This window comes from Bacteroides sp. LFL-34 (assembly GCF_027257075.1).
Taxonomy (GTDB): domain Bacteria; phylum Bacteroidota; class Bacteroidia; order Bacteroidales; family Bacteroidaceae; genus Bacteroides; species Bacteroides ovatus.
Genome location: NZ_JAPQKZ010000034.1, coordinates 20,097 through 46,694, shown reverse-complemented (window position 1 = coordinate 46,694; position 26,598 = coordinate 20,097). Strand labels below are relative to the sequence as shown.

The window sequence follows — 26,598 nt, the reverse complement described above, 5'->3', positions numbered from 1 at the left end:
TGCATGGATGAAGAGTTTAAATAATTGGTTATTAGTTTTATCTGTACTATCCTGCTTCGGATGTTCCTCTCCGGTCCATGAAGATGACAGGGGATGTGCTTTCGTATCTGACAGTATTCAATATCGGGTTGAGTTTATGTCGGCGGGGTGCGTGCGGATTCTGTCTTTTCCCGAAGGTGATACACTGGTAACAAGAAGATTGGTGGTCGATTCGGAAAAGCCGGCTTTTAAAGATTATAAATGGGAAGATACGGGACAGAAGCTACTCTTTCGCACCCGTGAACTTTCCGTAGTTTTTGATAAGGCAGATGTGGCTTTCACTTTTCAGGAAACATCCACAGGTAAGTTATTACTAAAAGAGAAAGGGGATAGAAAGGCACGGAACTTCAAACGTTCGGTTGCCGGAGGTGAACAATGTCTCGAAGTCACTCAACGCTTTGTTCCTACCGAGGATGAGGCCATTTACGGACTGGGACAGTATCAGAATGGAATCATGAACTATCGGGGGAAATCTGTACTTCTGTTACAGGCCAATATGGATATTGTCAATCCGTTCCTTATTTCGACCAACGGATATGGTGTCTTATGGGATAATTATTCTTCTACGAAGTTTGAAGATACGAAGGAGGGCTACTCATTTACTTCCGAAGTAGGTGATGCCTCCGACTATTATTTTGTCTATGGTAAGAATATGGACGAAGTCCTTGCCGGTTATCGGGAATTGACGGGGGACGTGCCGATGTTTGGAAAATGGGTGTATGGCTTCTGGCAGTCCAAAGAACGATATAAGTCGTTCGATGAATTGAAGGCAGTCGTTAAAGAATACCGTAAACGGGGAATTCCGTTGGATAACATTGTGCAGGACTGGGAATATTGGGGAGACAAACCTCATTGGAACAGCCTGACCTTCCATCCGGCAAACTTTAATCATCCCCGTCAGGTTATTGATGAACTGCATCAACAGGACCATGTTCATTTTATGCTTTCCGTATGGCCCGGATTCGGACCGGAAACGGCTGTCTATCAGTCTTTGGATTCTATCGGTGCATTGTTTAGTGAACCTACATGGGCAGGTTATAAGGTTTTTGATGCCTACAATCCTGTCGCGAGGGATATTTTCTGGCAATACCTCAAGAAAGGACTCTATGATATGGGTGTGGATGCTTGGTGGATGGATGCAACGGAACCATCTTTCCGGGATGGATTCACACAGTTGAAGCAGGAAGAAAAGACCAAATCGGCAGGTAATACTTATCTGGGTAGCTTCCACCGTTATCTGAACACTTATTCTTTAGAAATGCTAAAGGACTTCTATCAACGCCTGCGCGCCGAGAGCGATCAGAAGCGTATATTTATCCTAACTCGTTCCGCCTTTGCCTCGCAACAGCATTATGGTACAGCCGTATGGTCGGGTGACGTTTCGGCTTCATGGGAGAATATGCACAAACAACTGGTTGCCGGCTTAAACTTGTCTATGTCCGGTATTCCGTATTGGACTTCCGATACGGGAGGATTCTTTGTCACAGAACGGGATGCAAAATATCCCGACGGACTGAAAAGTAATGATTATAAAGAGTTATATTCCCGTTGGTTCCAGTTTAGCGCATTTACTCCTATCTTCCGTGCTCACGGTACGAATGTGCCGCGTGAAATTTGGCAATTCGGTGAAGAGGGGACATTATCTTATGATAATCAAGTGAAGTATATTTATCTGCGTTACCGTCTGTTGCCATACATTTACTCAATGTCCCATCAGGTAACCGCCAATAATTATACCATGTTGAGAGGTTTGGCAATGGATTTCACAACAGATACCCGGACATTTGATATTGATAATGCCTATATGTTCGGTACTTCCTTATTGGTGCGTCCGGTATTTCATCCGCAATCGGAAGAAAAGAACATCTGTATTTATCTGCCGGAACATAGCGGTAAATATTGGTATGACTTCTGGACCGGAGAAGCTTTTGAAGGAGGAAGAGAACAAATGCAGACAAATATCCTCGACATACTTCCGCTCTATGTGAAGGCTGGTTCTATCTTGCCTTTGGCAGAAGTGAAACAATATGCGATGGAATATCCCGATCGTGAACTGGAATTGCGTATCTATGGAGGAGCGGATGCTGCTTTTTTATGGTATGAGGATGAAGGTGATTCCTACCGCTATGAAGAGGGCGTATGTTCGAAAGTGCCGATGCAATGGAAAGATTCGGAACGGACATTGACTATTGGACTGCGTGAGGGAACTTATCCCGGTATGCCGGAACAAATAAAAATGCATGTGAAATTATATCTGCCTGAAGGTGCAGCTCTTGATAGCAAAGAGTGCGTCTACACAGGTAGAGAAGTAAAAATAAAGTTTTAATTATAAGTATATATCGATTATGAAGAAGTTTCTCTATATTTTTATTCTATTGTTTATTGTGGGATGGGCACAGGCGCAACAGCGTGTGGTATACACAATCAACGACGGATGGAAATTTACAAAAGGATCTCCGTTTGAAGCGCAGCTGGCCGGCTGTGACGACTCTTCTTGGGAGACGGTCAATATACCTCATACATGGAATAATAAAGATGCAGACGACGAAACTCCGGGATTTTATCGGGGACCGGCTTGGTACCGGAAACAATTGTTTGTAGATAAAAGCCAGGAGGGACGTCAGGCAGTGATCTATTTTGAAGGAGCCAATCAGGAAGTGCGATTTTATCTGAACGGTCAGTTCGTGGGAGAACACAAAGGAGGGTATACCCGTTTCTGTTTTGACATCACTTCCCATTTGCGTTATGGACAGGAAAACCTGTTTGCCATTTATGTGAACAATGTCTATAATCCGAATATTCCTCCCTTATCTGCCGATTTTACTTTCTTTGGCGGTATCTACCGGGATGTCTATCTGCAGTTTATGAATCCGGTACACATTGCAACGAATGATTATGCTTCGTCAGGAGTTTATATCCGTACACCCGAAGTGAACAACTCCGCAGCCTCGGTAGAAATTACTACATTACTGACGAATAATACACTCCAACCTGCAGAAATCAGGGTGGAAAATATAATCTGCGATGCGGATAGTAAGGAAGTGAAAAAGACTCATGCGGAAATAAAGCTGGCATCCGGTGAAACAAAGACAGACATCTCTAAAAAGATAAAAATAGATTCGCCCCGTTTGTGGGATATAGACGATCCTTATCGGTATATGGTATATACGCGTATTCTCGATAAGAAAAAGGGTACTTTGCTGGATGAAGTGGTGAATCCGTTAGGCTTGCGCTGGTTTAAATTTGATTCGGAAAAGGGCTTTTTCCTGAATGGCAAAGGACGTAAACTAATCGGAACTGCCCGGCATCAGGATTATTTTCAGAAAGGAAATGCCTTGCGCGATGAGTTGCATGTACAAGATGTACTGTTGTTGAAAGAGATGGGAGGGAACTTCCTGCGTGTGTCACATTATCCCCAAGATCCTGTAATCATGGAAATGTGTGATAAACTGGGTATTGTGACTTCGGTTGAAATCCCCGTTGTCAATGCTGTTACGGAAACTGAAGAGTTTTTGCAGAACTCCGTTGAGATGGCTAAAGAAATGGTACGTCAGGATTTCAACCGCCCTTCTGTTATGATTTGGGGGTATATGAATGAGATTTTTCTGCGTCGCCCTTATACCGAAGGCAAGCAATTGGAAGATTACTACCGCTTTACTGAAAAAGTAGCCCGTGCCTTGGAAGCGACCATCCGCGAGGAAGATCCTTCAAGATATACCATGATGGCTTATCATAATATGCCTCAATATTACGAAGATGCCCATCTGACCGAAATTCCGATGATTCAGGGGTGGAACCTGTATCAAGGCTGGTATGAGCCGGATATCAATGAGTTTCAACGTTTGCTCGACCGTGCCCATAAGGTATACAAGGGAAAAGTGTTGATGGTTACGGAATATGGACCGGGAGTAGATCCGGGACTTCATTCCTACCAGCCGGAACGTTTCGACTTCTCACAGGAATATGGTTTGGTGTATCATAAACATTATCTCCGTGAAATGATGAAACGTCCGTTTATTGCCGGTTCCAGTCTGTGGAATCTGAATGATTTTTATTCCGAATCCCGTGTCGATGCTGTTCCTCATGTAAACAATAAAGGAGTTGTCGGATTAAACAGGGAGAAGAAGGATGTTTATTGGTTTTATAAGACAGCTTTGTCGCGTCGTCCGATACTTGTTATAGGTAATCGGGAGTGGAAAAGCCGTGGGGGAGTGGTGAATACTGTACAGAAAGAATGTATTCAGTCTGTTCCTGTATTCTCCAATGCGGAAGAAGTAGAGCTGTTTGTGAACAATAAGAGTCTGGGAAAGAAAAAGGTGGAAGATAATTATGCTTTGTTCGATGTACCGTTCGTTGGTGGGGAGAATCTCCTGGAAGCAGTTGCCGTGGCTGGTGATAGCAAATTGCGGGATATGCTCCGGATTCAGTTCCAGTTGGTAGGCTCACAGTTGAAAGACGAAGCAATTCCATTTACGGAAATAAATGTAATGTTGGGTTCTCCGAGATATTTTGAAGACCGTACAGCAAATGTAGCATGGATTCCCGAGCAGGAGTATAAGCCCGGTAGCTGGGGATTTGTAGGCGGAACTTCTTATCGTCGTAAAACAGGATTCGGCAGTATGCTTGGTTCGGATATTGACATTCTGGGAACGGATATGAATCCAATCTTCCAGACTCAACGTGTTGGAATAAAATCTTTTAAAGCTGATGTACCGAATGGAGAATATTCCGTATATTTGTACTGGGCAGAATTGGAGTCGGACAAAGAGAGGGAAGCGTTGGTTTATAATCTGGGAGCTGACTCGGAACAGACGTTTGCCGGAAACCGTAGCTTCGGAATTTCAATGAATGGAACGACTGTTTTGGATGATTTCAACATAGCTCGTGATTACGGATATGCCCGTGCTGTTATCAAGAAGTTTGTAGTAACGGTGAAGGATGGAAAAGGATTGAGTGTTGACTTTCATAAAAAAGAAGGAGAACCTATTCTGAACGCTATCCGTATTTATAGAAACTATTAATCATAAACACTGTCAATATGCTTAGGTCTATTTATTTACTGTCTTTTCTCCTCCTGCAATCTTTATTTGCTTTTGCCGGGAATGTAAAGGAGAATGTTCCGTCTTCTTTTGACTTGTATGTATGCATCGGACAATCCAACATGGCGGGGCGTGCAACATTAACTCCGGAAGTCATGGATACCCTCCAAAATGTGTATCTATTGAATGATAAGGGGAATTTTGAACCGGCAGTAAATCCTCTCAATCGTTATTCTACAGTTCGGAAAGATTTGTCAATGCAGCGTTTGGGACCGGCTTACGGCTTTGCTAAAGAGATGGCCCGACAAACGAAACGTCCTGTCGGACTGGTAGTAAATGCGCGTGGAGGCTCATCCATCAACTCCTGGCTAAAAGGGAGTAAAGACGGATATTATGAAGAAGCTCTTTCCCGGGTTCGGATTGCAATGAAGCAGGGAGGTGTTTTGAAAGCAATCCTTTGGCATCAGGGAGAAGCCGATTGTTCGAATCCGGAAGCGTATAAACAGAAACTGATTTCTTTGGTGAAAGACTTGCGGGAAGATCTGGGCATGCCGAATCTACCGGTTGTTGTAGGACAGATTTCTCAATGGAACTGGACAAAAAGAGAAGCTGGTACAGTCCCCTTTAATCAGATGATTAAAAAAGTTTCTTCATTTATTCCCTATTCCGATTGGGTATCATCGAAAGGATTGGGATGGTATAAAGATGAGAAAGACCCTCATTTTAATACGGAAGCACAACTGTTATTAGGAAAACGTTATGCGAAAAAGATACTGAAGTTTTATAAACATCAATAGGATACCCTTTTTCGAAGGAACATAAAAGCCGGCTGATCCCTCATGAATCAGCCGGCTTTTGTATGGTGAATAACTAAATACTGCCTTGTTGATAGAAAAGGAGTCTATATGCTTAATTGTCTTGTTATAAGCAAATTAACCTGTTAATAACTTTGTTGATATCCTTGTTGATAACTGAAATTAGGTTGTGAATAAAACCAGTAAAGAAGAGTCGTCATAAAAAAGAAGAACCGCATTTCTGCGATTCTTCTTATCTTTAGTTGCGGAGATCCGACTCGAACGAATGACCTTTGGGTTATGAGCCCAACGAGCTACCAACTGCTCCACTCCGCGATGTTTAACGGGTGCAAAGGTACGGCTTTTTTTGAAACAAACAAATAATTTGCTGAATATTTTTCGAGTAAATCATCATTTTTTTCTTATTTAGTTGAGAATGAATGAAATAATGATGAAACTTTTTCTTAGCACCTATTAATATACAAATGTTAATATTCTCTCTATTTTCTTGTATGGTCTAAAGAAAAGAATTACTTTTGCTCAAAATATTCAGCAATGTGCAATTTGTAACCTATGACCGTATCCAAGACAAAAGCCAAATTAGTAGATGTAGCCCGTCAGCTTTTTGCGAAGATGGGAGTAGAAAACACAACTATGAATGATATCGCTCTTGCTTCTAAAAAAGGTAGACGAACGCTCTATACTTATTTTAAAAGTAAGGATGAAATTTATTTGGCTGTTGTGGAATCGGAATTGGATATTCTGTCGGATATGATGAAGCGGGTGGCCGAGAAAAATATCTCACCGGACGAGAAATTGTTGGAGATGATATATACCCGGTTGGACGCGGTAAAAGAGGTGGTCTATCGAAACGGAACATTGCGTGCTTATTTCTTCCGTGATATATGGCGGGTGGAAAAAGTTCGCAAGAAGTTTGATGCAAAGGAAGTCCAGCTCTTTAAAGCTGTTCTTCTGGAAGGACAGGCAAAAGGAGTTTTCCATATTGACGATGTGGAGATGACTGCCGACTTGATACATTATTGTGTGAAAGGAATTGAAGTTCCTTATATTCGAGGCCATATAGGTGCACATCTGGATGAAGATACAAGAAATAGATATGTGTCCAACATTGTGTTTGGCGCACTGCATAGAACAGAAATTTAATTAAATAACTTTTAGTATGGGATTATTAGACGGAAAAACAGCCATTGTAACCGGTGCTGCTCGCGGTATTGGTAAGGCTATCGCTCTTAAGTTTGCTGCCGAAGGCGCAAACATCGCATTTACTGACCTTGTCATTGACGAAAATGCAGAAAATACAGCTAAAGAATTGGAAGCAATGGGCGTGAAAGCCAAAGGTTACGCTTCTAACGCGGCTAACTTTGAAGATACTGCAAAGGTCGTTGAAGAAATCCACAAGGACTTCGGACGGATCGATATATTGGTAAACAATGCCGGTATCACTCGTGACGGTTTGATGATGCGCATGAGCGAACAGCAATGGGATATGGTAATCAACGTGAACCTGAAGTCTGCATTTAACTTCATCCATGCTTGTACACCTATCATGATGCGTCAAAAAGCTGGTAGCATTATCAATATGGCCTCTGTTGTAGGTGTTCACGGAAATGCAGGGCAGGCTAACTATGCTGCTTCCAAAGCAGGTATGATTGCATTGGCTAAGTCTATCGCACAAGAGTTGGGCTCTCGCGGCATCCGTGCCAACGCTATTGCTCCGGGATTCATCCTGACAGACATGACAGCTGCTCTTTCTGACGAAGTAAGAGCTGAATGGGCAAAGAAAATTCCTTTGCGTCGTGGTGGTACTCCTGAAGATGTGGCAAACATCGCTACCTTCCTGGCTTCTGATATGTCTTCTTATGTATCAGGTCAGGTGATTCAGGTAGATGGTGGTATGAATATGTAATCGAACAGAATGACTGTTGTATACGAAGACAACCATATCATTGTAGTCAACAAGACCGCTTCCGAGATTGTCCAGGCAGACAAGACGGGGGATACGCCGCTTTCGGAGACTGTGAAACAGTATCTGAAAGAGAAGTATCAGAAACCCGGAAATGTTTTCCTCGGTGTGACACACCGGCTGGACCGCCCCGTAAGCGGTCTTGTTATTTTTGCCAAAACGAGTAAGGCATTAACAAGGCTCAACGAAATGTTTCGCACCAGTGAGGTGAAAAAGACTTATTGGGCGGTTGTGAAAAATGCTCCGCAAGAACCGGAAGGTGAACTGGTACATTTTCTTGTACGTAATGAAAAGCAGAACAAAAGTTATGCATACGACAAAGAAGTGCCGAACAGCAAGAAAGCGATCTTGCATTACCGGTTGATCGGTCATTCGGAGAATTACTATTTGCTCGAAGTCGATTTAAAAACCGGACGTCATCATCAGATTCGTTGTCAGCTGGCAAAAATGGGATGCCCTATCAAGGGAGATTTGAAATATGGCTCTCCACGCTCCAATCCGGATGGGAGCATTTGTCTGCATGCCCGGAGAGTACGGTTCATACATCCTGTCTCAAAAGAACTGATAGAGCTTGAAGCTCCTCTTCCCGAAGGGAATTTATGGAAAGGATTCGCCATAGATTAACACGGATTTCCACAGATTCATTTATTATGTTATTTAGTAGACGGTACGCAGTTTTTCTGTGGAAAACCGTGTAAATCTGTGGTTGGAACTTGCCAAAAGAGTAAACCTGCCTGCCATTTTTCTTGTAAACTCTAGCGACAGTTAGTTAATTCCTAAATAGGTAGTATATTTGCATCATTCGCTAACTATAATTTTCAATCATACCAAAGAAAAATACGAATGAAGGCATTTAAACTACTTGCACTTACTTCTTGTGTCTTGCTTGCAGCGGGAAATGGAGTAGCGCAACAGAACTATTCAAAAAGTGAAGGATTATTGCAGTACGTCGATCCGTATATCGGATCCGGTTATCATGGACACGTCTTTGTTGGGACGAGTGTTCCGTATGGAATGGTACAGCTGGGTCCTACCAATATCCATAAAGGTTGGGACTGGTGCTCGGGTTATCATTATTCCGATAGTATTTTAATTGGCTTTTCACATACCCATTTGAGCGGTACGGGCTGTACTGACTTATGTGATATTCTCATCATGCCATTGAATGAGATCCGTACTCCCAGAGGCAATCAGGATGATATACGTGATGGGTATGCTTCCAGATATTCTCATGCGAATGAAATCGCCCGTCCCGAATATTACTCTTTGCTTCTCGACCGTTACAATATCAAAGCCGAGCTGACAGCTACAGATCGTGTAGGCTTCCATCGTTATACTTATCCTGAAGGAAAACCGGCTTCCATATTAATCGACTTACGTGAAGGAAACGGATCGAATGCTTACGACAGCTATATCCGTAAGGTAGATGATTATACAGTAGAGGGTTATCGTTATGTGAGAGGCTGGAGTCCTTCCCGCAAAGTTTATTTTGTGTTGAAAAGTGATAAGAAGATAGAGCAGTTTACTGCCTATGATGATAATACCCCGCAACCTTGGGACCAACTGAAAGTGGCATCGGTGAAGAGTGTCCTCACTTTTGGTAACGTGAAGGAAGTGAAGATAAAAGTCGCCCTTTCTTCTGTCAGCTGTGACAACGCAGCGATGAACCTGCAATCCGAACTTACTCACTGGGATTTTGATAAGGTGGTGGATATGAGTGCCGACCGATGGAATAAGCAACTGGAGAAGATGACAGTAGAGACTGATGATGAGGCTTCCAAACGTGTATTCTATACCGCCCATTATCATACTATGATTGCCCCTACGCTTTTTTGCGATGTGAATGGAGAGTATAGAGGGATGAATGACATGATTTACACAGACCCGAAGAAAGCCAACTATACGACTCTTTCTTTATGGGATACCTACCGTGCATTAAATCCTTTGATGACTATTACTCAACCTGAAATGGTTGACCATGTAGTCAATTCGATGATTTCCATCTATCGTCAGCAGGACAAACTCCCTATCTGGCCTTTGATGAGTGGAGAGACCGATCAGATGCCGGGGTATAGCTCCGTGCCGGTGATTGCCGATGCATATCTGAAAGGATTTACCGGGTTCGATGCGGAAGAAGCATTGCAAGCAATGATAGCTACAGCTACTTATGAAAAGCAGAAAGGAGTACCTTATGTAGTCAAAAAAGGCTATATCCCTGCCGACAAAGTTCATGAAGCTACTTCCATAGCCATGGAGTATGCAGTGGACGACTGGGGAATTGCCGCTATGGCACGTAAGATGGGAAAGACAGAAGATGCTGAAACATTCTCAAAACGTGCTCATTATTACAAGAACTATTTTGATTCTTCTATCCATTTCATTCGTCCGAAACTGGAAGACGGCTCTTGGCGTACTCCTTACGATCCGGCACGTTCCATCCATACTGTTGGAGATTTCTGTGAAGGAAACGGATGGCAATATACTTTCTTTGCTCCACAAGACCCCTATGGGCTGATTGCCTTGTTTGGCGGTGACAAACCTTTTACAACGAAGCTTGATGGTTTCTTTACCAACACCGACAGTATGGGTGAAGGAGCATCGAGCGACATAACCGGATTGATCGGACAATATGCACATGGAAATGAACCTAGCCATCATGTTGCTTATCTTTATGCGTATGCCGGTGAACAATGGAAAACGGCGGAAAAGGTTCGTTTTATCATGAGCGATTTTTACACAGACCAGCCGGACGGTATCATCGGTAATGAGGATTGTGGCCAAATGTCTGCCTGGTATCTTCTTTCATCTATGGGACTCTATCAGGTGAACCCGTCGGATGGTGTATTTGTTTTCGGTAGCCCTTGTTTTAAGAAAGTAGAAGTGAAGGTACGTGGTGGTAACACTTTTACTGTAGAAGCACCCAATAACAGCAAAGAAAATATCTATATCCAGAAAGTGTATTTGAATGGCAAGCCTTATGATAAGAGTTATATCACTTATCAGGATATAATAAATGGCAGCACATTGAAGTTTGTAATGGGGAAAAAGCCTAATAAGAATTTTGGTAAGGCTCCGGCAAACAGACCGCTTGTTTTGAATAAGATAAATGGATAAAGATGGCTTACTTATAAAAGACAGCTAATTGTTGAAAGGAGGAAGAAGCCTCCGACAATGAAAGAATAAAGCTGGTTCTCAATATTCAATTCAGTTTTCAATAGGTATTATAAGGCTTTCCGATTGTAGCATTTAATTCTGCTTCGGAAAGCTTTATTTTATACTAGAAACGGCTGAAAAGCAAATCCTTAACAAGAACTTACTGTTTTCAGCCGTTTTGGGGAATATAGTTTTAAGAAATAAGTTAGTCCTGATTACATCTTTCCTTTAAAAAAGAATGTAATCAAGACTATTTTTATAACTATGGAAGCGGATCAGATTTTGCCGGTCGTTTCGGATCATAAACGGCTACTCCTACTTTGGAGTCAGCACAACCATAATACAAATACCATTTGTTTTTGAAGTAGACCATTCCTTCTATAAATACGGTTCCATCCACATATTGCCCACTCTTTTCAAAGCTATCCATCGGACGGAAGAACGGTTCATCGAGACGGGTGATAAAGCGGGTAGGATCATTGGCGTCGAAGAGTGCTTGTCCGGCAGCATAGACATTGGCGGTATAGCGTTTGTCACCTCTTCCTGAATGGTTCTTACCATTATAAAGAAGGACAATTCCTTTCGGAGTGTAGATAGCCGGAGGCCCACATTCGGTGAGATGGCTGTCGAAGTAGCCGTCACGGGGAGAAAACAGCTTCTTTAGGGAACCGTCAATGTTGACAATCGGTGTCCAGTGGATTAAGTCATCGGAAGTAGCTGCGAATACATGCTCCTCTCCCCAGTACATAAAGTATTTCCCGTTGACTTTCTTGATAACCTGTTTCCCTTTAACAACTTCGGTCAGGATAGAGCCGGACTTACAACCCAGGTTGAAGAACTTTCCATCAAATGCTTTGGCAAAAGCAGGACCGTGTTTTGTCCAGTCTTTTAGGTTGCGGGAGGTCGCTACTGCCAGGCGAGGTACATGGCGATTCCATTGGGTGTACATCATTACATATAATCCGTCATCGGTTACGGCAATTCGTGGGTCTTCGCAGCCGCCGGGCCATTCCAACTCTTTTTGTGAATCATTATCCGGATAGAATACAGGAGTCTTTTCCCGTTGGAAATGTGTGCCGTCGGTAGAAGTGGCATAACCGAGGCGAGAAGTCCGGTGTCCGATACCGACACCTGATTTATCCTCTGCACGGTATAACACGACAATCTCACCATTGTAGAGTGTAGCAGCCGGATTGAATGTATCGTTCGATTCCCACGCAATAGAATCTTTGGTCAATGGACAGTAAAACTTGGTGTTTTCTATAGGAGATATTACCGGATTGACATTCTTTGGACGTTCAAAACCACCGAAAGCCCAATCGGGTAATTTGTTCTCTTTGTGATTGGAAGACTGTCCGTAGGCAGTACAGGTCATCATGGTTGTAGTAAGTAGGAATAAAAAAGTTGATTTCATATTGTTCATATTATATGGGTCATTTATTTTTTAGGAGTCATATACTCTCTACATATAAATTGGAAAATAAATAAAATGCTGTCATCTGTCACCTGATTGGGCATAAATGATTGATTATAAATATACTGCAGTGTGACAGCATGATGTGACGGCAAGGTGACGACAACTTTGCTGTCACCTTGTTGAAAGTAAGGATTTTATTGCTTCTCTGCTATGTGGGCACTTATTTTTCTATCCGGAGCGGTATTCAAGGATTATCAGACTATTACGGAAGAGAGAGTTTCAGTACTTGAAACTAAAAGTTCTATTGCTTGAAACTTTTGTTTCGTCAGCGAGAAACTCTAGTTTCTCTTACTTGAAACTGTGGTTTCAAAGGCGTGAAACTAAAGTTCTTCAACCTTGAAACTACTTTGGAAGCGTAAGCTTCAAGGTTAGAAACAGTTATCTCATAAGCAGGAATACAATAAAAACATAATAGAAGACTATTGAATACTATTTAGTAAGTCTACCTTGCCTTCATTCACGAGTTTTAGGATTAGTTCTCCAAACAGCGTATTTTGCCATGCAAACCAGGAACGAGTAAAGTTCTTCGGGTCGTTCTTGTGGAAAGATTCATGCATGAACCCTGTTCCGGCATCCGTATCCATCAGCATTTTGATGCAGGTCTTGATTTCTGCGTCGTTTTGACTGGTGAATGCTTTCATCATAATACTCATGGGCCAAATCATATCATATCCGATGTGCGGACCGCCAATTCCTTCGCCGGCAGTACCTTTGAAGAAGTAAGGATTATCTTCGCTCCATACAAACTTACGGGTATTCTGATAAATAGGATCGTTCACTTTCACATCCCCAAGATAAGGCAGGGCAATGAGACTCGGCACATTGGCATCATCCATTAACAGTTGATTGCCGAAACCGTCCACTTCGAAAGCATAGATTTTGCCATATTTCGGATGATTGTAAACCGCATACTGTTTCAGGGCTGCTTCCACTTCGTTAGACAGTGTAGTACATTCTTTAGCTAAATCAGGTTTCTTGTTGACCGTATTCAGAATTTCGGCAGCTTTGCGCAATGAAGTTACAGCAAAGAAGTTGGACGGAACGAGGAACTGGAAAGTTGTAGCATCATCCGAAGGACGGAAAGCAGAAGCAATCAGTCCGACCGGCTTTACAGGATTACCCCAGCCGTCGTTGGTCATCGTATCGAGTGCACGTTCCGTTTTGCGTTGGAAACGATAAGGACCTTTCGGGTCTTCTTTTCGTTGCTGTTCCTTAAACGTTTTCAGAACCTTGGCGATGGCTGTAAGCCATTCGTCGGAGAATATACTGGCGTCTCCCGTCGTCTTCCAGTAATGATAAGCGAGACGGATAGGATAACAGAGCGAGTCGATTTCCCATTTGCGTTCGTGCAGTTCGGGCTTCATGTCCGTAAGGTCGCTCATCCATTCGCCGCCTTCGGAATTCATGTTGAAAGCATTGGCATACGGGTCGATATTGATACACTTGAACTGACGTTTGATAACGCCGGCGAGCATTTTTTTCAGTTCTGCGTCTTTGTTGGCGAGTTGCACGTAAGGCCATACTTGTGCACCCGAATCGCGCAACCACATGGCGTGGATGTCACCTGTATAAACAAACGTATCGTCTTTACCGTCAAAATGAACAGTAGTATCCAGGGTGTTCGGGAAACAGTTTTCGAACATCCATGCCAAGCGGGCATTCGTCAGCAGTTGCTTGATATGCGCAATCTGTTGTTCCACAGCTTGCGAGACAAACAGACGTTTCGATGCTTCCGGACGGTTCGTCTGATAGTTGTTGATTTTGGTATTATCTTGTTGGATGACAAAATCACTGTTCGTTATAGCCTGCATATTGCTAGCACCAAAGAGTGCTATGGACAAACAAAAGGCTTTAGTTATATTCATGGTAATAGTCTTTTTTTGTTGATTAGTATTGATTATGAAAGTGTTGCGGAGAAGAAGTGTTAAATCTCTGCAAAGAATTCAATAAGACAGGCATTGTCGAGCAGCCATTTATACTGCTCCTTGTTATGTCCCGACCAATCCCTGCCTAATAATCCGTTTTCATCCCGGTAGTTTTCCCAGGCGTGAAGCGCATTTTCCACCATCGCATTGACATACGCCGGATTCTTGTCAATCTTATACAGAGCTTTCAGTCCTCTGAATAAGATCACGTTAAACCAGGCCATGTCTTTATGCACTTTGACAGTCGGGTCTTTCTTGTCGGCTTTTGTGCGGAAAAAAGCATCAGTTCCTGCGGCTGTCTGCTGTGCATCGCGCAAATACTGTTCATCTCCCGTTTCCTCATAGAGCAATACACCCGCCTGAATCATCTGTCCACTGTTGTAGGCGTACTTCTCTTTGGAAACTTTCCCTTTCAGGTTGATGTTATCCCAGTAAAGATGGTCGGTAGGGTCGCACAGATGCTTTTTCGTCCAGGCATACGTCTCTTTTGCTTTTTCGAGGTATTTGGCATCCTTCGTCAGCCGGTACAACTTGACACCGAGCACAGTAGACGGTGCATTGGAACAAGTATGCTTCGCTTCCTTCTGCTGTTCACACCAAAAAATACCACCACCCATCTCGTCGCTCCATCCACTGTAGATATATTGATACAATGCAACGGCTTTTTCCAAAGATGCAGGCTTGTGAGTCAGTTGGTAATAATCGCAATAGTCCAGTGCAATCCAGATGTTATCGTCATAATAACGTCCGTGCTGCCCGTACTTGGTGGGGTATGACTGATAACAGGCCGGCAAGCGACTGTTATCCCAATACTGCTCCATTCCCGGTAGAATTCTTTTCTCGAGAATCTTTTTGTACTTCTTGTTTCCGGTCGCTTTGTATAAAGCCACACAACCCGACATCATCCCGGAATACGGCCATAGAAAAGAAGCCTTCAGCGTTCCGTTCTGCTGCGTTCCGCCCGCCAGATAAGTGATTTTTTGGTCGGGATTGACAGGATACGTTTCTGTTAGTAGTCCGTCATTCGTCTGATAGAGATTCAATACATTAGATAGAATCGAGTCGGCAATAGAAAGATAACGGGTATTTCCCGGTGTCTTTCCCACTGCGGAAGTAAGGCAAAATAACATACAGGCTACAAAACATATATTTCTCATAGGAATATCGGGTTGTGTGGTGAAACTTTCAGGTTATAACTAGATACAAAGATTATTTCTGCTGACGCTGGTCGAACTCCAGTTCCACCTTTACGGGGAAATGGTCTGAAGGAGTGCGCGCCTGATAAGTCTTGATGTCGATTTCTTCCGGGCAATCGTTCGCCTGCTTCTTTTCTCCCTTGCCTACGATGCTGCGGTAAGTATCAGTCAGCACACCATATCTTTTCACTTGGAAAGACGGAGAAACGAATATATGGTCGATACGGCTTTCCGTAAAGCTGTTCGGGTCGAAGTCGTTGAACGTGCCGTTGATAGCATAGCGGAAGCCGGCCTTCTCGTAAGAGTCGCACAACACCCCTTTGCTCACAAAAGCATCATAAGACTGGTGGGTCTGGTCGACATTGAAGTCTCCCGTCAGGATGGCCGGAAGCTCTTTGCCTTTGCCAAGTTCTTTCATCTTGTCCTGTACGAGGAATGCACTTTCCACACGTGCCTTCTTGCCGATATGGTCCATGTGCAGGTTGAAGAAAAGGAATTCGAAGCCGGTATCTTTGCATTTGAAGTGTCCCCAACTGCAAATACGCGGCAACACGGCATCCCATCCTTTGCTCGGCACGTCGGGAGTTTCCGACAACCAAAAATCACCTTTCTCTATCACGTCAAACTTGTCTGTGCGATAGAAAATAGCAGAATGTTCACCTTTCTCTTTGCCGTCGTCGCGACCTACACCGATATAATCATAACCGGGTAATGCTTCTTTCATATCTTTCAGTTGATGAATAAAGCACTCCTGCGTGCCGAAAATATCGAAATCGTGGTATTGCACTATTTGGGCAATGACCGGGTAACGTTGTCCCCAACCGTTTCCGTTGATTGAATCGCCACCGTTGGCGTTTCTCAAATTGTAGGAGGCAACGGTGATAGAAGTAGGCTGATAGTTACTTTGACAACCGCAAAAGACGATCGCAACAAGGGCAATTAGTAAAAGGTTTTTCAGTTTCATGTTTTTATAGTTTGTTTGGTAGATAATTCATTGATCTCCAAAAGTACAATATTTTATTCAAACGAAAGAGAGTAAGGTACATCTTTTTCTGTGGTTCCCCGTTGTTTATTGGGTACGGGGCTCATTTGAAATTGAATATTAGCACCTTTAATCAGCTGGTCATGTGTAAGGAAATTACGGGTTTGTGATTTCCCGTTTACTTTCATTTCCTTGATGTAGCGGTTGTCAAGCTGGTTGTTATCTGCCTTGATTGTGATGGTCTTTCCGTTCTCCAGATGTAACTTCGCTGATTTGAAAAGCGGGGTTCCTATGATATATTCATCCGTTCCCGGGCAAACCGGATAGAAACCGAGTGCGGAGAATACATACCAGGCGGAAGTCTGTCCGTTGTCTTCGTCACCGCAATAACCGTCGGGACCGGCGGTATATAGCTTGTTCATAATCTCACGTATCCAGTATTGGGCTTTCCAGGGCTCGCTCGAATAGTTGTAGAGATATACCATGTGCTGAATAGGCTGGTTGCCGTGCGCATATTGCCCCATGTTCATTACTTGCATTTCACGCATTTCGTGAATCATGCCGCGGCTTTCCATTCCCAGTTTACCCGGGATGACAAAGACGGAATCCATCATCGCGTTGAATTCTTTCTTGCCTCCCATCAGGTTGATAAGTCCTTGCGGGTCGTGGAATACGCAGAAGCTCCAGTGCCAGCTATTCCCTTCGCAAAATTCACCGCTCCAGTCCACTGCATCGAAATTCGGATTGAATACGCCTTTGTTGTCTTTGCCAACCATCAGTTTGCGTTCCGGGTGATAGACATTTTTGTAGTTCAGCGCGTGTTTCTTATAAATGTCGATTTCGCTCTCCGGTTTACCGAGTTTCTTGCCTAATGTATAAATTGCCCAGTCGTTATATGCATACTCCAGTGTACGTGCAACGTTTTGTCCTATGCCGATATTGTTGGCAACATATCCCAGTTGGTTGTAAGACTCGTAACCGAGACGCCCCGAAGCAGTCCCGCGAAGATGTGCATTTGCTCCATGCTTCAATGCTTCCCAAAGAGTTTCGATGTCATACCCGCGCAACCCTTTGATGTAAGCGTCGGCCACTACGGAAGCCGAGTTGTTGCCTACCATACAATCCCGATGTCCCGGGCTAGCCCATTCCGGCAGGAAACCGCTTTCCTTGTAAGTATTTACCAGCCCCTCCTGCATCTTTTGATTCATTGACGGATACATTAGGTTGAGGAAAGGGAACAAGCAGCGGAACGTGTCCCAGAATCCGGTGTCGGTAAACATATAACCGGGACGCACTTCGCCGTTGTAGGGGCTGTAATGCATGACTTGTCCCTTAGCATCTATCTCGTAGAAACTGCGTGGAAAAAGCATGGAACGGTATAAACAGGAATAGAAGGTGCGTAAATTATCGATATTATCGTCTTCTATCTCTATTTTACTCATTTCACGGTTCCAAATCTCTCTTCCGTTCGCTACCAGTTGGTCGAAACTGTTTTTGCCAAGCTCTTTGAGATTCAACTCCGCCTGTTCGGGGCTGATAAAGGAGGAAGCAACACGTGCGTGTACGATTTCTCCCTTTTTCGTGGCGAATCCGATCACGGCCCCTGTGTGGTTTCCTTTTGCTTCTGTTTCATTCGGAAGAATGTTGTTTTCGAAAACTGTGGAAACGAATGTGAACGGTTTGTCGAATTGAATCACGAAATAGTTTTTGAAGTTTTCCGGCACACCGCCGCTATTCTTGGTTGAATAGCCGATAATCTTGTTTTCTTCCGGAATCACTTTCACATAAGAACCTTTGTCGAAAGCGTCTACAATCACGTAGGCATTCTTTGTCTCCGGATACGTGAAACGGAACATGACGGCACGCTCCGTAGGAGCAAGCTCGGTTGTTACATCATGGTCGGCAAGGTATACCTTATAATAATAAGGTTTGGCAACTTCCGCTTTGTGAGAGAACCAACTGGCACGTCGGTCTTGATCGAATACCAGTCCGCCGGTGATAGGCATGATGGCAAACTGCCCGTAGTCGTTCATCCAGGGACTGGGCTGATGTGTTTGTTTGAATCCCCGGATTTTGTCGGCATCATACGTGTACGCCCAACCGTCTCCCATTTTACCGGTCTGCGGTGTCCAGAAATTCATTCCCCACGGCAATGCCGTAGCCGGATACGTGTTTCCGGTAGACAGTTCAAACTTGGACTGAGTGCCTACCAGTGTGCTGACATAGTCTACCGGATTCTTAACGGCAGAAGATTGCAGGCTGTACAACACGGCACCTCCAAGAAATAGCAAGTGTTTAAATGAAAAATGTGTTTTCATGAACAAATGAATTTATAGATTTGAAAATAATTTCTACGACGAAAATAGGGAGAAAAGGAATGTGCTTCTAGTAATAGAGGGGCTAAATCGTTTCTTGTCGCTGAAATTAACTACTCTGGCACGGAGCTTTACTTATATTCCGGCCAAAAAAAAGCTCGGAATGTTTTTTTGTTTACCTTTGTCATATAGCAAATCTAAGAATAATACACTATGGGAAAACAGTTGGTTTTTATTCTATTCTTTTTTCTTAATCTGTTGATAAATAACGCTTATGCTTATAATTTGAAGCAAGTTGCAGATAAAGAGTATATGTCTAATAGTTCGATTACATCTCTGTGCCAGGATGAGCGTGGATTGATGTGGATCGGGACCTGCGACGGGCTGAATATTTATGATGGACAGGAGATTGAGGAATTTAAGACTCGTGACAAGGAGGATTACTTATCTGGTAATCTGATTGACAATATTGTGTATACGGGCGAAGATATTTACTGGATTCAAACCTACTATGGGCTGAACCGTTTGAACCGGAAAACCAATACAATCACTCACTATAATGAATTTCAGAAACTCTTCTTTATGAATAAGGATAGTCATGGTAATCTGTTCATTATCCAGGATAGTAACTGCATCTATTATTATCATAAAAAAGAAGGAGTCTTCAAGAAAATCAATATCACGGGAATCCCGATTTCCGATATCGTAAACTTCTTTATCGACGGTAACAACCGGATGTGGGTAGTCATGAAAGGATATAACCGCTGTTATGATATACAGCAGGAAGCCGCATCGGGAGATATCACCCTGTTACCCCAGAAAACGAACCTGATTTATCAGACTTCCTTGATTTATTGTTTCAATGACGAGCAATCTCTTTATTACATAGACAAGGAATTTAATTTCTATGCTTTCCATATTCCGACCCAGAAGAATGAGTTTATTGCCAATCTAGGTAAAGAAATACAGGAACGTGGTAAAATTTCTTCCATCGTTCATTATCATAACAGCTATTTTGTGGGCTTTTTGATGGATGGTATTCTGCTGTTGGAGAAACAGAAGGAGACGAATCATTATCAAATTCAGTCGTTACCTATCAACAGCGGTGTATTCTGTCTCAAGAAAGACCGTTTTCAGGATGTTGTTTGGATTGGTACCGACGGGCAGGGTGTTTATCTTTATTCGAACCCGCTTTATTCTATCAAATCAATGGTGCTTAGCAATTATACCGAGAAAATAGAACGCCCCGTGCGTGCCATCTATCTTGATGATGAACGTACTTTCTGGGTGGGAACCAAAGGAAACGGAATTCTTAAAATCTATGATTACGAATTCGATAAAAACATCTCCGACTGTCGGGCGGAGGTGTTGACTACCTCTAATAGTGCTTTGAATAGTAATGCCGTTTATTGTTTTGCCAAGAGCCACCGGAATTTGCTTTGGATAGGAGACGAAGAAGGATTAACTTATTATTCATATCGGGAAAAACGTATCAAGAGTATACCAATACGGATCGGTAACGAAGATTTCAAATACATCCATGACATTTACGAAACAGCAGATTCCGAACTGTGGCTGGCGAGTGTCGGCATGGGAGTGGTGAAAGCTCGTATTGCCGGAACACCGGACAATCCGGTGATTGTGGATGCGCAACGTTACATCATCAATGACGGCGAACTGGGATCGAACTATTTCTTTACTATTTATGCGGAGAATGAAGCCAACCTGTTGTTTGGCAATAAAGGATATGGGGTATTCCGCTATAACGAAACGACGAATGGCCTGGAACCGGTGTCTACTCACAAATACGAAAACATGACCCTGAATAATATTCTCGCTATCAGTAAAGACAGCAGCAATAACTATCTTTTCGGAACGAGCTACGGATTGATAAAGTACACATCGGAAACCTCTTATCAGCTCTTCAATGCCAAGAATGGTTTCCTGAATAATACCATTCATGCAATTCTTAGAAACTCGTCCGACGACTTCTGGTTGAGCACCAATCTTGGATTAATCAATTTCGATACGAAAAGGAATGTCTTTCGTTCATACGGTTTTGGAGATGGTTTAAAGGTGGTAGAGTTTAGTGACGGAGCCGCTTTTCGGGATTCCCAGACTGGTACTCTGTTCTTTGGCGGAATCAATGGAGTCGTAGCTATCCGGGCGGATGGCCGTCCGGAGCAGCTTTATATGCCTCCTGTTTATTTTGATAAGCTGTCTATCTTCGGTGAACAATACAATCTGGGCGAATTTCTCACCCGGAAAAAAGAAACTGAAGTCTTGAATTTGCAGTATGACCAGAATTTCTTTTCTGTTTCATTTGCCTCTGTGGATTATCTAAATGGTAATAACTGTACCTATTTCTATAAACTAAAAGGATTGAGTGACCAATGGGTAAACAATGGTTCGGAAAGCGGAGTCTCTTTTACGAATATGGCTCCCGGCGAATATACCTTACTGGTGAAATATTACAATAGTGTTTTTGATAAAGAGAGTGATGTCTATTCTCTGGTGATTCGTATAGGTGATCCGTGGTATGCTTCCTGGTGGGCTTATTTGATTTATGCCCTGTGTCTGCTTTTACTGGCAGCCTTGCTGATACGTTCCTTTATCCTGCGCTCCAAACGTAAAAAGCAGGAATTGCTGAACGAGATAGAGAAACGCCATCAAAAGAATGTCTTTGAGTCCAAACTTCGTTTCTTTACTAATATCGCACATGAATTTTGTACTCCGCTGACTTTGATTTATGGTCCTTGCGGACGAATCCTTTCATCGAAGGGACTTAGTAAATTTGTCGTAGACTACGTACAGATGATTCAGACGAATGCGGAGCGTCTCAACAACCTGATTCATGAGTTGATCGAATTCCGTCGGATTGAAACGGGAAACAGGGAAGTGCGGGTTGAATCATTGAATGTGTCTTCCATTGTGAAAGGAATAGCCAAAACGTTTGTTGAAATGGCTAAATCCAGAAACATCACTTTCTTGAGCAAGATACCCGAGCAGGTGATGTGGAACTCGGACAAAGGATTCCTGAATACGATCATTATTAATCTGATTTCTAATGCCTTTAAATATACTCCCGACGGACAGAGTATCAAGATTGAAGTGGATACGAGCCGGGAAAATATGCTGGCTCTTCGTGTAGCAAATGAAGGAAGTACCATCAAGGAAAAGGATTTTCAGTATATTTTTAATCGGTATGCCATTTTGGATAATTTCGAGAATCAGGATGAAAAGAACTTTTCACGGAACGGACTGGGGCTGGCTATTTCTTATAATATGGCTAAGTTGCTGAATGGTACATTGAAAGTGGAAAACACTTCTGACGGATGGGTGATGTTTACATTAACCTTGCCGGTCATGGAGCTGACTACCGGAGTGTCGGAAACCAAACGACTGATGGCGGAATATATCCCCAAGATAGATACTCAACCGATATTGAAACTTCCCCAGTATGAGTTTGATAAGATGCGTCCTACGCTTTTGGTTGTCGATGATGAAATCGAAATGCTATGGTTTATTGGAGAAATCTTCTCGGCTGACTTCAATGTGGTAACCTTGCAAGATCCCGAACGGCTGGATCAGGTGATGAATGAGGTTTATCCGAATGTGATTATCTGTGATGTCATGATGCCGGGAATGGGTGGCATTGAACTGACCAGGCGGATTAAATCGGTGAAAGAGACGGCGCATATTCCTATTATTGTGGTTTCCGGACGACACGAGATGGAACAACAGATGGAAGCCCTTTCTGCCGGTGCGGAAATGTATATCACAAAACCGTTTAGTGCGGAGTATCTTCGTATCTCTGTCTGTCAGGTGATAGAACGGAAAGAGGTGTTGAAAAATTATTTCAGTTCGCCGATCAGTTCTTTTGAAAAGTCGGACGGGAAGTTGACGCATAAAGAGTCGAAGAAGTTCCTTCAGTCGGTTTTGAAGATTATCAATGATAATATAACGAACAAAGATTTGACTCCGCGTTATATCGCCGATCGACTGGCAATCAGTCCCCGGAGTCTTTATCGGAAGATGGAAGAGATAGGAGAGGATAGCCCGACCGATCTGATTAAGGAATGTCGTTTGCACATAGCGAAAGATTTATTGCTGACCACTAAAAAGACGATTGATGAAATTGTATTCGATTCGGGATTCTCGAACAAAGTTACTTTCTTTAAGGTGTTCCGTGAAAAGTATGAGTGCACGCCAAAAGAGTTTCGGATGAAACATTTGGAAGAGGTTCAGCAGTAGCCTGTGGCGGGAATTTTTAAAGAAAAAGAAGAAGTAAATATCCGTGTTAATATAGTAAATATCCGTGCCAAAAGGTAAAAAAGGATAGTTAATTTTCTTTTGGTAGAGTTTAGTGATTTTATCTTTGTCTCATCGAAGTTTTTAAGTAGATAAACTTGAAAAGTATTAATTTATTAATCTTTAATCTAATGAAAAGGAAACTTAGTTTTTTATTTCTTTCAGCATTGACCATTCCATTTTTTATGGTATCGTGCAGTGATGATAAAGAAGAACAGGAAGTGAAACCGGCAACAGATCTGGTTGTCGATAATAATTCGGTGACACTACTACAAGGAGACGAAATTACGGTGAGTATCACCTCCGGTAATGGCGATTATTATGTGAAGCCATTTGATGAAAACGTGGCGACGGCTACAATCAATGGTAATAAGGTGACTATTAAAGCTACCGAAAATAGCCAGTTGGAAGAAAATAACCGTACGGAAACTACTATATTAATAGTAGATGGACGTAAGAAAGTGGCTAGAGTGCTGGTTCGGGTAGCAAAACTCTGGGATTTGACGGTAGATGCACCGGAAGAAGGTTTTGACCTTTTTATCGGTGAAAAGAGACTGGTGAAGATTTTGACCGGTAACGGAGATTATCAGATTTCCATACCGGAAGGTGCTGATAAGTTTTTGGAAGTGGGTGAACTATCCGGACAAGTTATTCCGTTGACTGCCAAGTTCGAGACTGGAGCCGATCCGGTAAATATTACGATAACAGATAAGAAAGGTAAGACAATCACTATTCCTGTGGTAGTGAACATCGTGGATCTGACACTGAAAAGTAATGAAGCCACTTTTGCCGAACCGGATGCCGAATCTCAATATATCTCTATTGAGAGAGGTAATGGCGGATATAGTTTCACTTATCAGGTGGGAGACAGCGAGCCTACTACGGATGCAACGATTGTGGAAGCTACTGAAAAAGAGAACCTGATTACCTTGAAACCCAAAGCTAGAGGTGATGTGAAAGTGATTGTGACAGACCAGAAAGGTTCTGTGGAGGAGATTTCGGTGAAAATGAATCCATATAACCTTAAACTGGAAAATGAAGCAACTTCTTTAATCATCGGTGGTTATGAGGCATCTACAGAAATAGCTATTACCAGAGGAAATGGTGATTATAAGTTGGCACAACTCACAGATGATAATAAAACCTATTTGAAAACCGCAGAATTGATTACGGAAGACGGGGCTACCAAGTTAAAACTAACAGGAAAGAAGCTCGGGGCTACCACACTGGAACTGTCTGATGCGGCAGGTCAGAAATTGACGTTACCAGTTTATGTGAATCCGGTATGTTATCGTATGGAATATGACGTATGCTTTAAAATTGATATTAAAAAGTATGCCGAATCACATTCAGAGGTGAAAAGTATGAATCAGCTTACTTTTGAGGTTGTGTTCTACCCGACTTATACTCGTTCTATGCAATCGTTTATAGGTTTGGAAAGTGTATTCCTGCTTCGTGCAGAAGCTAAGGATGTGAATCCGCGTTTTGAAATAGCCACTAAAATTAATGGTAAGAGTGATCCCCGTTTCCGTAGTCAGCAAACTATTTATTGCGATGATTCGGAAGGTGGACGTAAGACTCCGGGTAAATGGTATCATATAGCCATTGTATATGATGGAACGAAATCAAGTACTAAAGAGGCTTATAAAATGTATATAAACGGGGTGAGAGAAACGTTGACTCCTGCAGATAACTCTTATGAGGATTGTGCCCCTAATTCATCTCTCAATCTGACAGATGTAGGTGGAAATGATAAAGCACTGTTGATTGGACGTTCCGGAGATTCATATCGGGTAGGATATTGCAAAGTTTATCAGGCACGGATGTGGAAGAGAGCGTTGGACGAAAGTGAAATTAAAGCGAATATGTGCAAAATCCTTAATGCAGAAGAACACTCTGACTTGATGGGATATTGGGTATTCTCGAAAGGTGTCGGAGGTACTACAGTTTTTGAAAATTGGGGAAATGGCGGCAGCGGATTGGATGCGCAAGTTTGTTTGCAGAATATAAGCGAAAATAAACCTGCCTGGGGAGCGGAACTTCCTGCAACTTATAATGGAGATAAGAGCCGCTTTGAACCAATTGAATGTCCTCATTCATACTAAAACTAGGAATATAATAATATGAGAAACAATATGATAACAAAAAAACTAATCAAATTTGCCCTGCTGTTTTTTCTTATCGGACTGACGGCTTGTGACAATAAACTGAATCCGGGATTTGATCCGGATGATTATGAACCGATTGTTCCGCCTGAACCTGTTAGAACAATGGATGCAATGGCTAGTGGCGAGCGAGTAGTACTTTCGGGTGCTTCGTTGACGGATATTGTTCTGAAATGGACGCCTACCGAGAAACACGGAAATACAGTATATCGTTATGAAGTATTGATTGATACGATCGGGGGAGACTTTACCAAACCGGTAGAAACGATCTTTTCTGACAATAACGGTTTGGAATCGCAGTTGACTTTAACCCATTATCAGGCAAACACAATAGGTAAACTGGCTAAATTCCGTTGCAATACCAACGGCACACTGCGTTGGAAGGTGCGTGCTTATTGCGGATTGGATCAGGCTCTTAGTAGTCTGGAAGGTTATTTCGTAATTTTTATGATGGACGGCATTGATGATATGCCTTCTGAAAACGAGCCGGTTTATATCACTGGCGTGGGCACGGAAGATGATGGTGATGAAGCGGAAGCACAACAAATGCTCCGTCAGAATGAAGGAATCTATCAGACTTTCACTCAATTGAAAGCCGACCAGCCATTTATATTTATGTCTACTGTAGAAGGTCGCAAATGCTATTATTATGTAGACGACAACGGAGTGTTGCGTGAGCGTAATGATGGTGAAGACTATACAGTTACGGTTCCTCAATCAGGCATCTACCGGATTACCATCAATATGGGTGAACAAACGATCAGTTACGATGAAATAGGAGCTGTATATCTTTATAACCATTCGGGTGGGTATAGACAGGATTTCAACTATCTGGGATATGGCAAATGGGGTGTGAAGAATTATACTGCCCGGAAACAAACGGAAAGTTGGGCAGGAAGCGGTGAAACCCGTCATAGCTTTAAGATGGAAATCAACGGAACAACCTACCGTTGGGGACATAAGGAGAAAGATAAAGGGCAACCGAATCTGACTACCGACAACAGCTATTATAATTTATATCAACTGGCATTGGGCACAGATCCATGGGATTACAGTTTCCGTTTCTGCGACGAATTACTGCAATGGGGCGAAAAGCAGGGAAATGTCTATTATGCTACGGTGAAAACCGATGTAACCCTCTATTTCAATGCAGAGTTTGGAACGTACACCCACCGTTGGGTAGCTTCGGAAACGAATGAAGATTAAAACTGAATAATA

Annotated in this window: 15 protein-coding genes and 1 tRNA gene; 10 read left to right on the top strand and 6 right to left on the bottom strand. The window is 42.8% G+C overall.

Features of this window, described 5'->3' with window-relative positions; genetic code table 11:
- The first annotated feature begins 7 nt into the window (after positions 1-7).
- From N5O98_RS18905 to N5O98_RS18895, 3 genes are read left to right on the top strand one after another with little or no spacing between them, the layout of a single operon-like run.
- Complete coding sequence (locus N5O98_RS18905) at positions 8-2,365, top strand: glycoside hydrolase family 31 protein (RefSeq protein ID WP_118161270.1); 2,358 nt, start codon at positions 8-10, stop codon at positions 2,363-2,365.
- 19 nt (positions 2,366-2,384) lie between these two features.
- Complete coding sequence (locus N5O98_RS18900) at positions 2,385-5,060, top strand: glycoside hydrolase family 2 TIM barrel-domain containing protein (RefSeq protein WP_118161271.1); 2,676 nt, start codon at positions 2,385-2,387, stop codon at positions 5,058-5,060.
- A 17-nt stretch (positions 5,061-5,077) separates the two neighbouring features.
- A complete protein-coding gene (locus N5O98_RS18895) occupies positions 5,078-5,875 on the top strand; it encodes a sialate O-acetylesterase (RefSeq protein ID WP_004299902.1) in 798 nt (265 codons plus the stop codon).
- Between the two features lie 260 nt (positions 5,876-6,135).
- On the opposite strand, the gene N5O98_RS18890 is transcribed toward N5O98_RS18895, so the two are convergent.
- Positions 6,136-6,208 (bottom strand) — tRNA-Met (locus tag N5O98_RS18890).
- 237 nt (positions 6,209-6,445) lie between these two features.
- On the opposite strand from N5O98_RS18890, the gene N5O98_RS18885 reads away from it, so the two are divergent.
- The 4 genes from N5O98_RS18885 to N5O98_RS18870 all read left to right on the top strand — a co-directional run bounded on the left by N5O98_RS18885 (position 6,446) and on the right by N5O98_RS18870 (position 10,970).
- Positions 6,446-7,036 carry a TetR/AcrR family transcriptional regulator gene (locus N5O98_RS18885; RefSeq protein ID WP_004299903.1) on the top strand — a complete coding sequence of 197 codons (591 nt, stop codon included), beginning with the start codon at positions 6,446-6,448 and terminating at the stop codon, positions 7,034-7,036.
- Between the two features lie 16 nt (positions 7,037-7,052).
- On the top strand, positions 7,053-7,799 hold the full coding sequence (gene fabG, locus N5O98_RS18880; protein WP_004299904.1) for a 3-oxoacyl-[acyl-carrier-protein] reductase: 747 nt from the start codon (positions 7,053-7,055) through the stop codon (positions 7,797-7,799).
- A gap of 9 nt (positions 7,800-7,808) precedes the next feature.
- Positions 7,809-8,480, top strand: coding sequence for an RluA family pseudouridine synthase (locus tag N5O98_RS18875; RefSeq protein ID WP_004299905.1), 672 nt, complete (start codon positions 7,809-7,811; stop codon positions 8,478-8,480).
- A 219-nt stretch (positions 8,481-8,699) separates the two neighbouring features.
- Positions 8,700-10,970: a GH92 family glycosyl hydrolase gene (locus N5O98_RS18870; RefSeq protein WP_118161272.1), complete on the top strand. Its 2,271-nt coding sequence runs from the start codon at positions 8,700-8,702 to the stop codon at positions 10,968-10,970.
- Positions 10,971-11,271: 301 nt separating this feature from the next.
- Here the strand turns inward: N5O98_RS18870 and N5O98_RS18865 are convergent, their stop codons facing one another.
- The 5 genes from N5O98_RS18865 to N5O98_RS18845 form a co-directional block, all read right to left on the bottom strand.
- The gene (locus tag N5O98_RS18865) at positions 11,272-12,432 is read right to left on the bottom strand and encodes a glycoside hydrolase family 130 protein (RefSeq protein WP_182423462.1); all 1,161 of its coding nucleotides are present in this window, start codon (positions 12,430-12,432) and stop codon (positions 11,272-11,274) included.
- A 473-nt stretch (positions 12,433-12,905) separates the two neighbouring features.
- A complete protein-coding gene (locus N5O98_RS18860) occupies positions 12,906-14,351 on the bottom strand; it encodes a glycoside hydrolase family 125 protein (protein WP_004304956.1) in 1,446 nt (481 codons plus the stop codon).
- Between the two features lie 59 nt (positions 14,352-14,410).
- Positions 14,411-15,568, bottom strand: coding sequence for a glycoside hydrolase family 76 protein (locus N5O98_RS18855; protein ID WP_118161273.1), 1,158 nt, complete (start codon positions 15,566-15,568; stop codon positions 14,411-14,413).
- A 52-nt stretch (positions 15,569-15,620) separates the two neighbouring features.
- On the bottom strand, positions 15,621-16,571 hold the full coding sequence (locus N5O98_RS18850) for an endonuclease/exonuclease/phosphatase family protein (protein ID WP_004304952.1): 951 nt from the start codon (positions 16,569-16,571) through the stop codon (positions 15,621-15,623).
- A 53-nt stretch (positions 16,572-16,624) separates the two neighbouring features.
- A complete protein-coding gene (locus N5O98_RS18845; protein WP_004299912.1) occupies positions 16,625-18,907 on the bottom strand; it encodes a GH92 family glycosyl hydrolase in 2,283 nt (760 codons plus the stop codon).
- A gap of 210 nt (positions 18,908-19,117) precedes the next feature.
- Here N5O98_RS18845 and N5O98_RS18840 point away from each other — a divergent pair, with 210 nt between their 5' ends.
- From N5O98_RS18840 to N5O98_RS18830, 3 genes are all read left to right on the top strand, one after another.
- A complete protein-coding gene (locus N5O98_RS18840; protein ID WP_118161274.1) occupies positions 19,118-23,158 on the top strand; it encodes a hybrid sensor histidine kinase/response regulator transcription factor in 4,041 nt (1,346 codons plus the stop codon).
- 188 nt (positions 23,159-23,346) lie between these two features.
- A complete protein-coding gene (locus tag N5O98_RS18835; protein WP_269495904.1) occupies positions 23,347-25,320 on the top strand; it encodes a LamG-like jellyroll fold domain-containing protein in 1,974 nt (657 codons plus the stop codon).
- Positions 25,321-25,338: 18 nt separating this feature from the next.
- Positions 25,339-26,586 (top strand): SusE domain-containing protein, encoded by a 1,248-nt coding sequence (locus N5O98_RS18830; RefSeq protein ID WP_004299915.1) that lies wholly within the window; start codon positions 25,339-25,341, stop codon positions 26,584-26,586.
- Positions 26,587-26,598 lie beyond the last annotated feature (12 nt).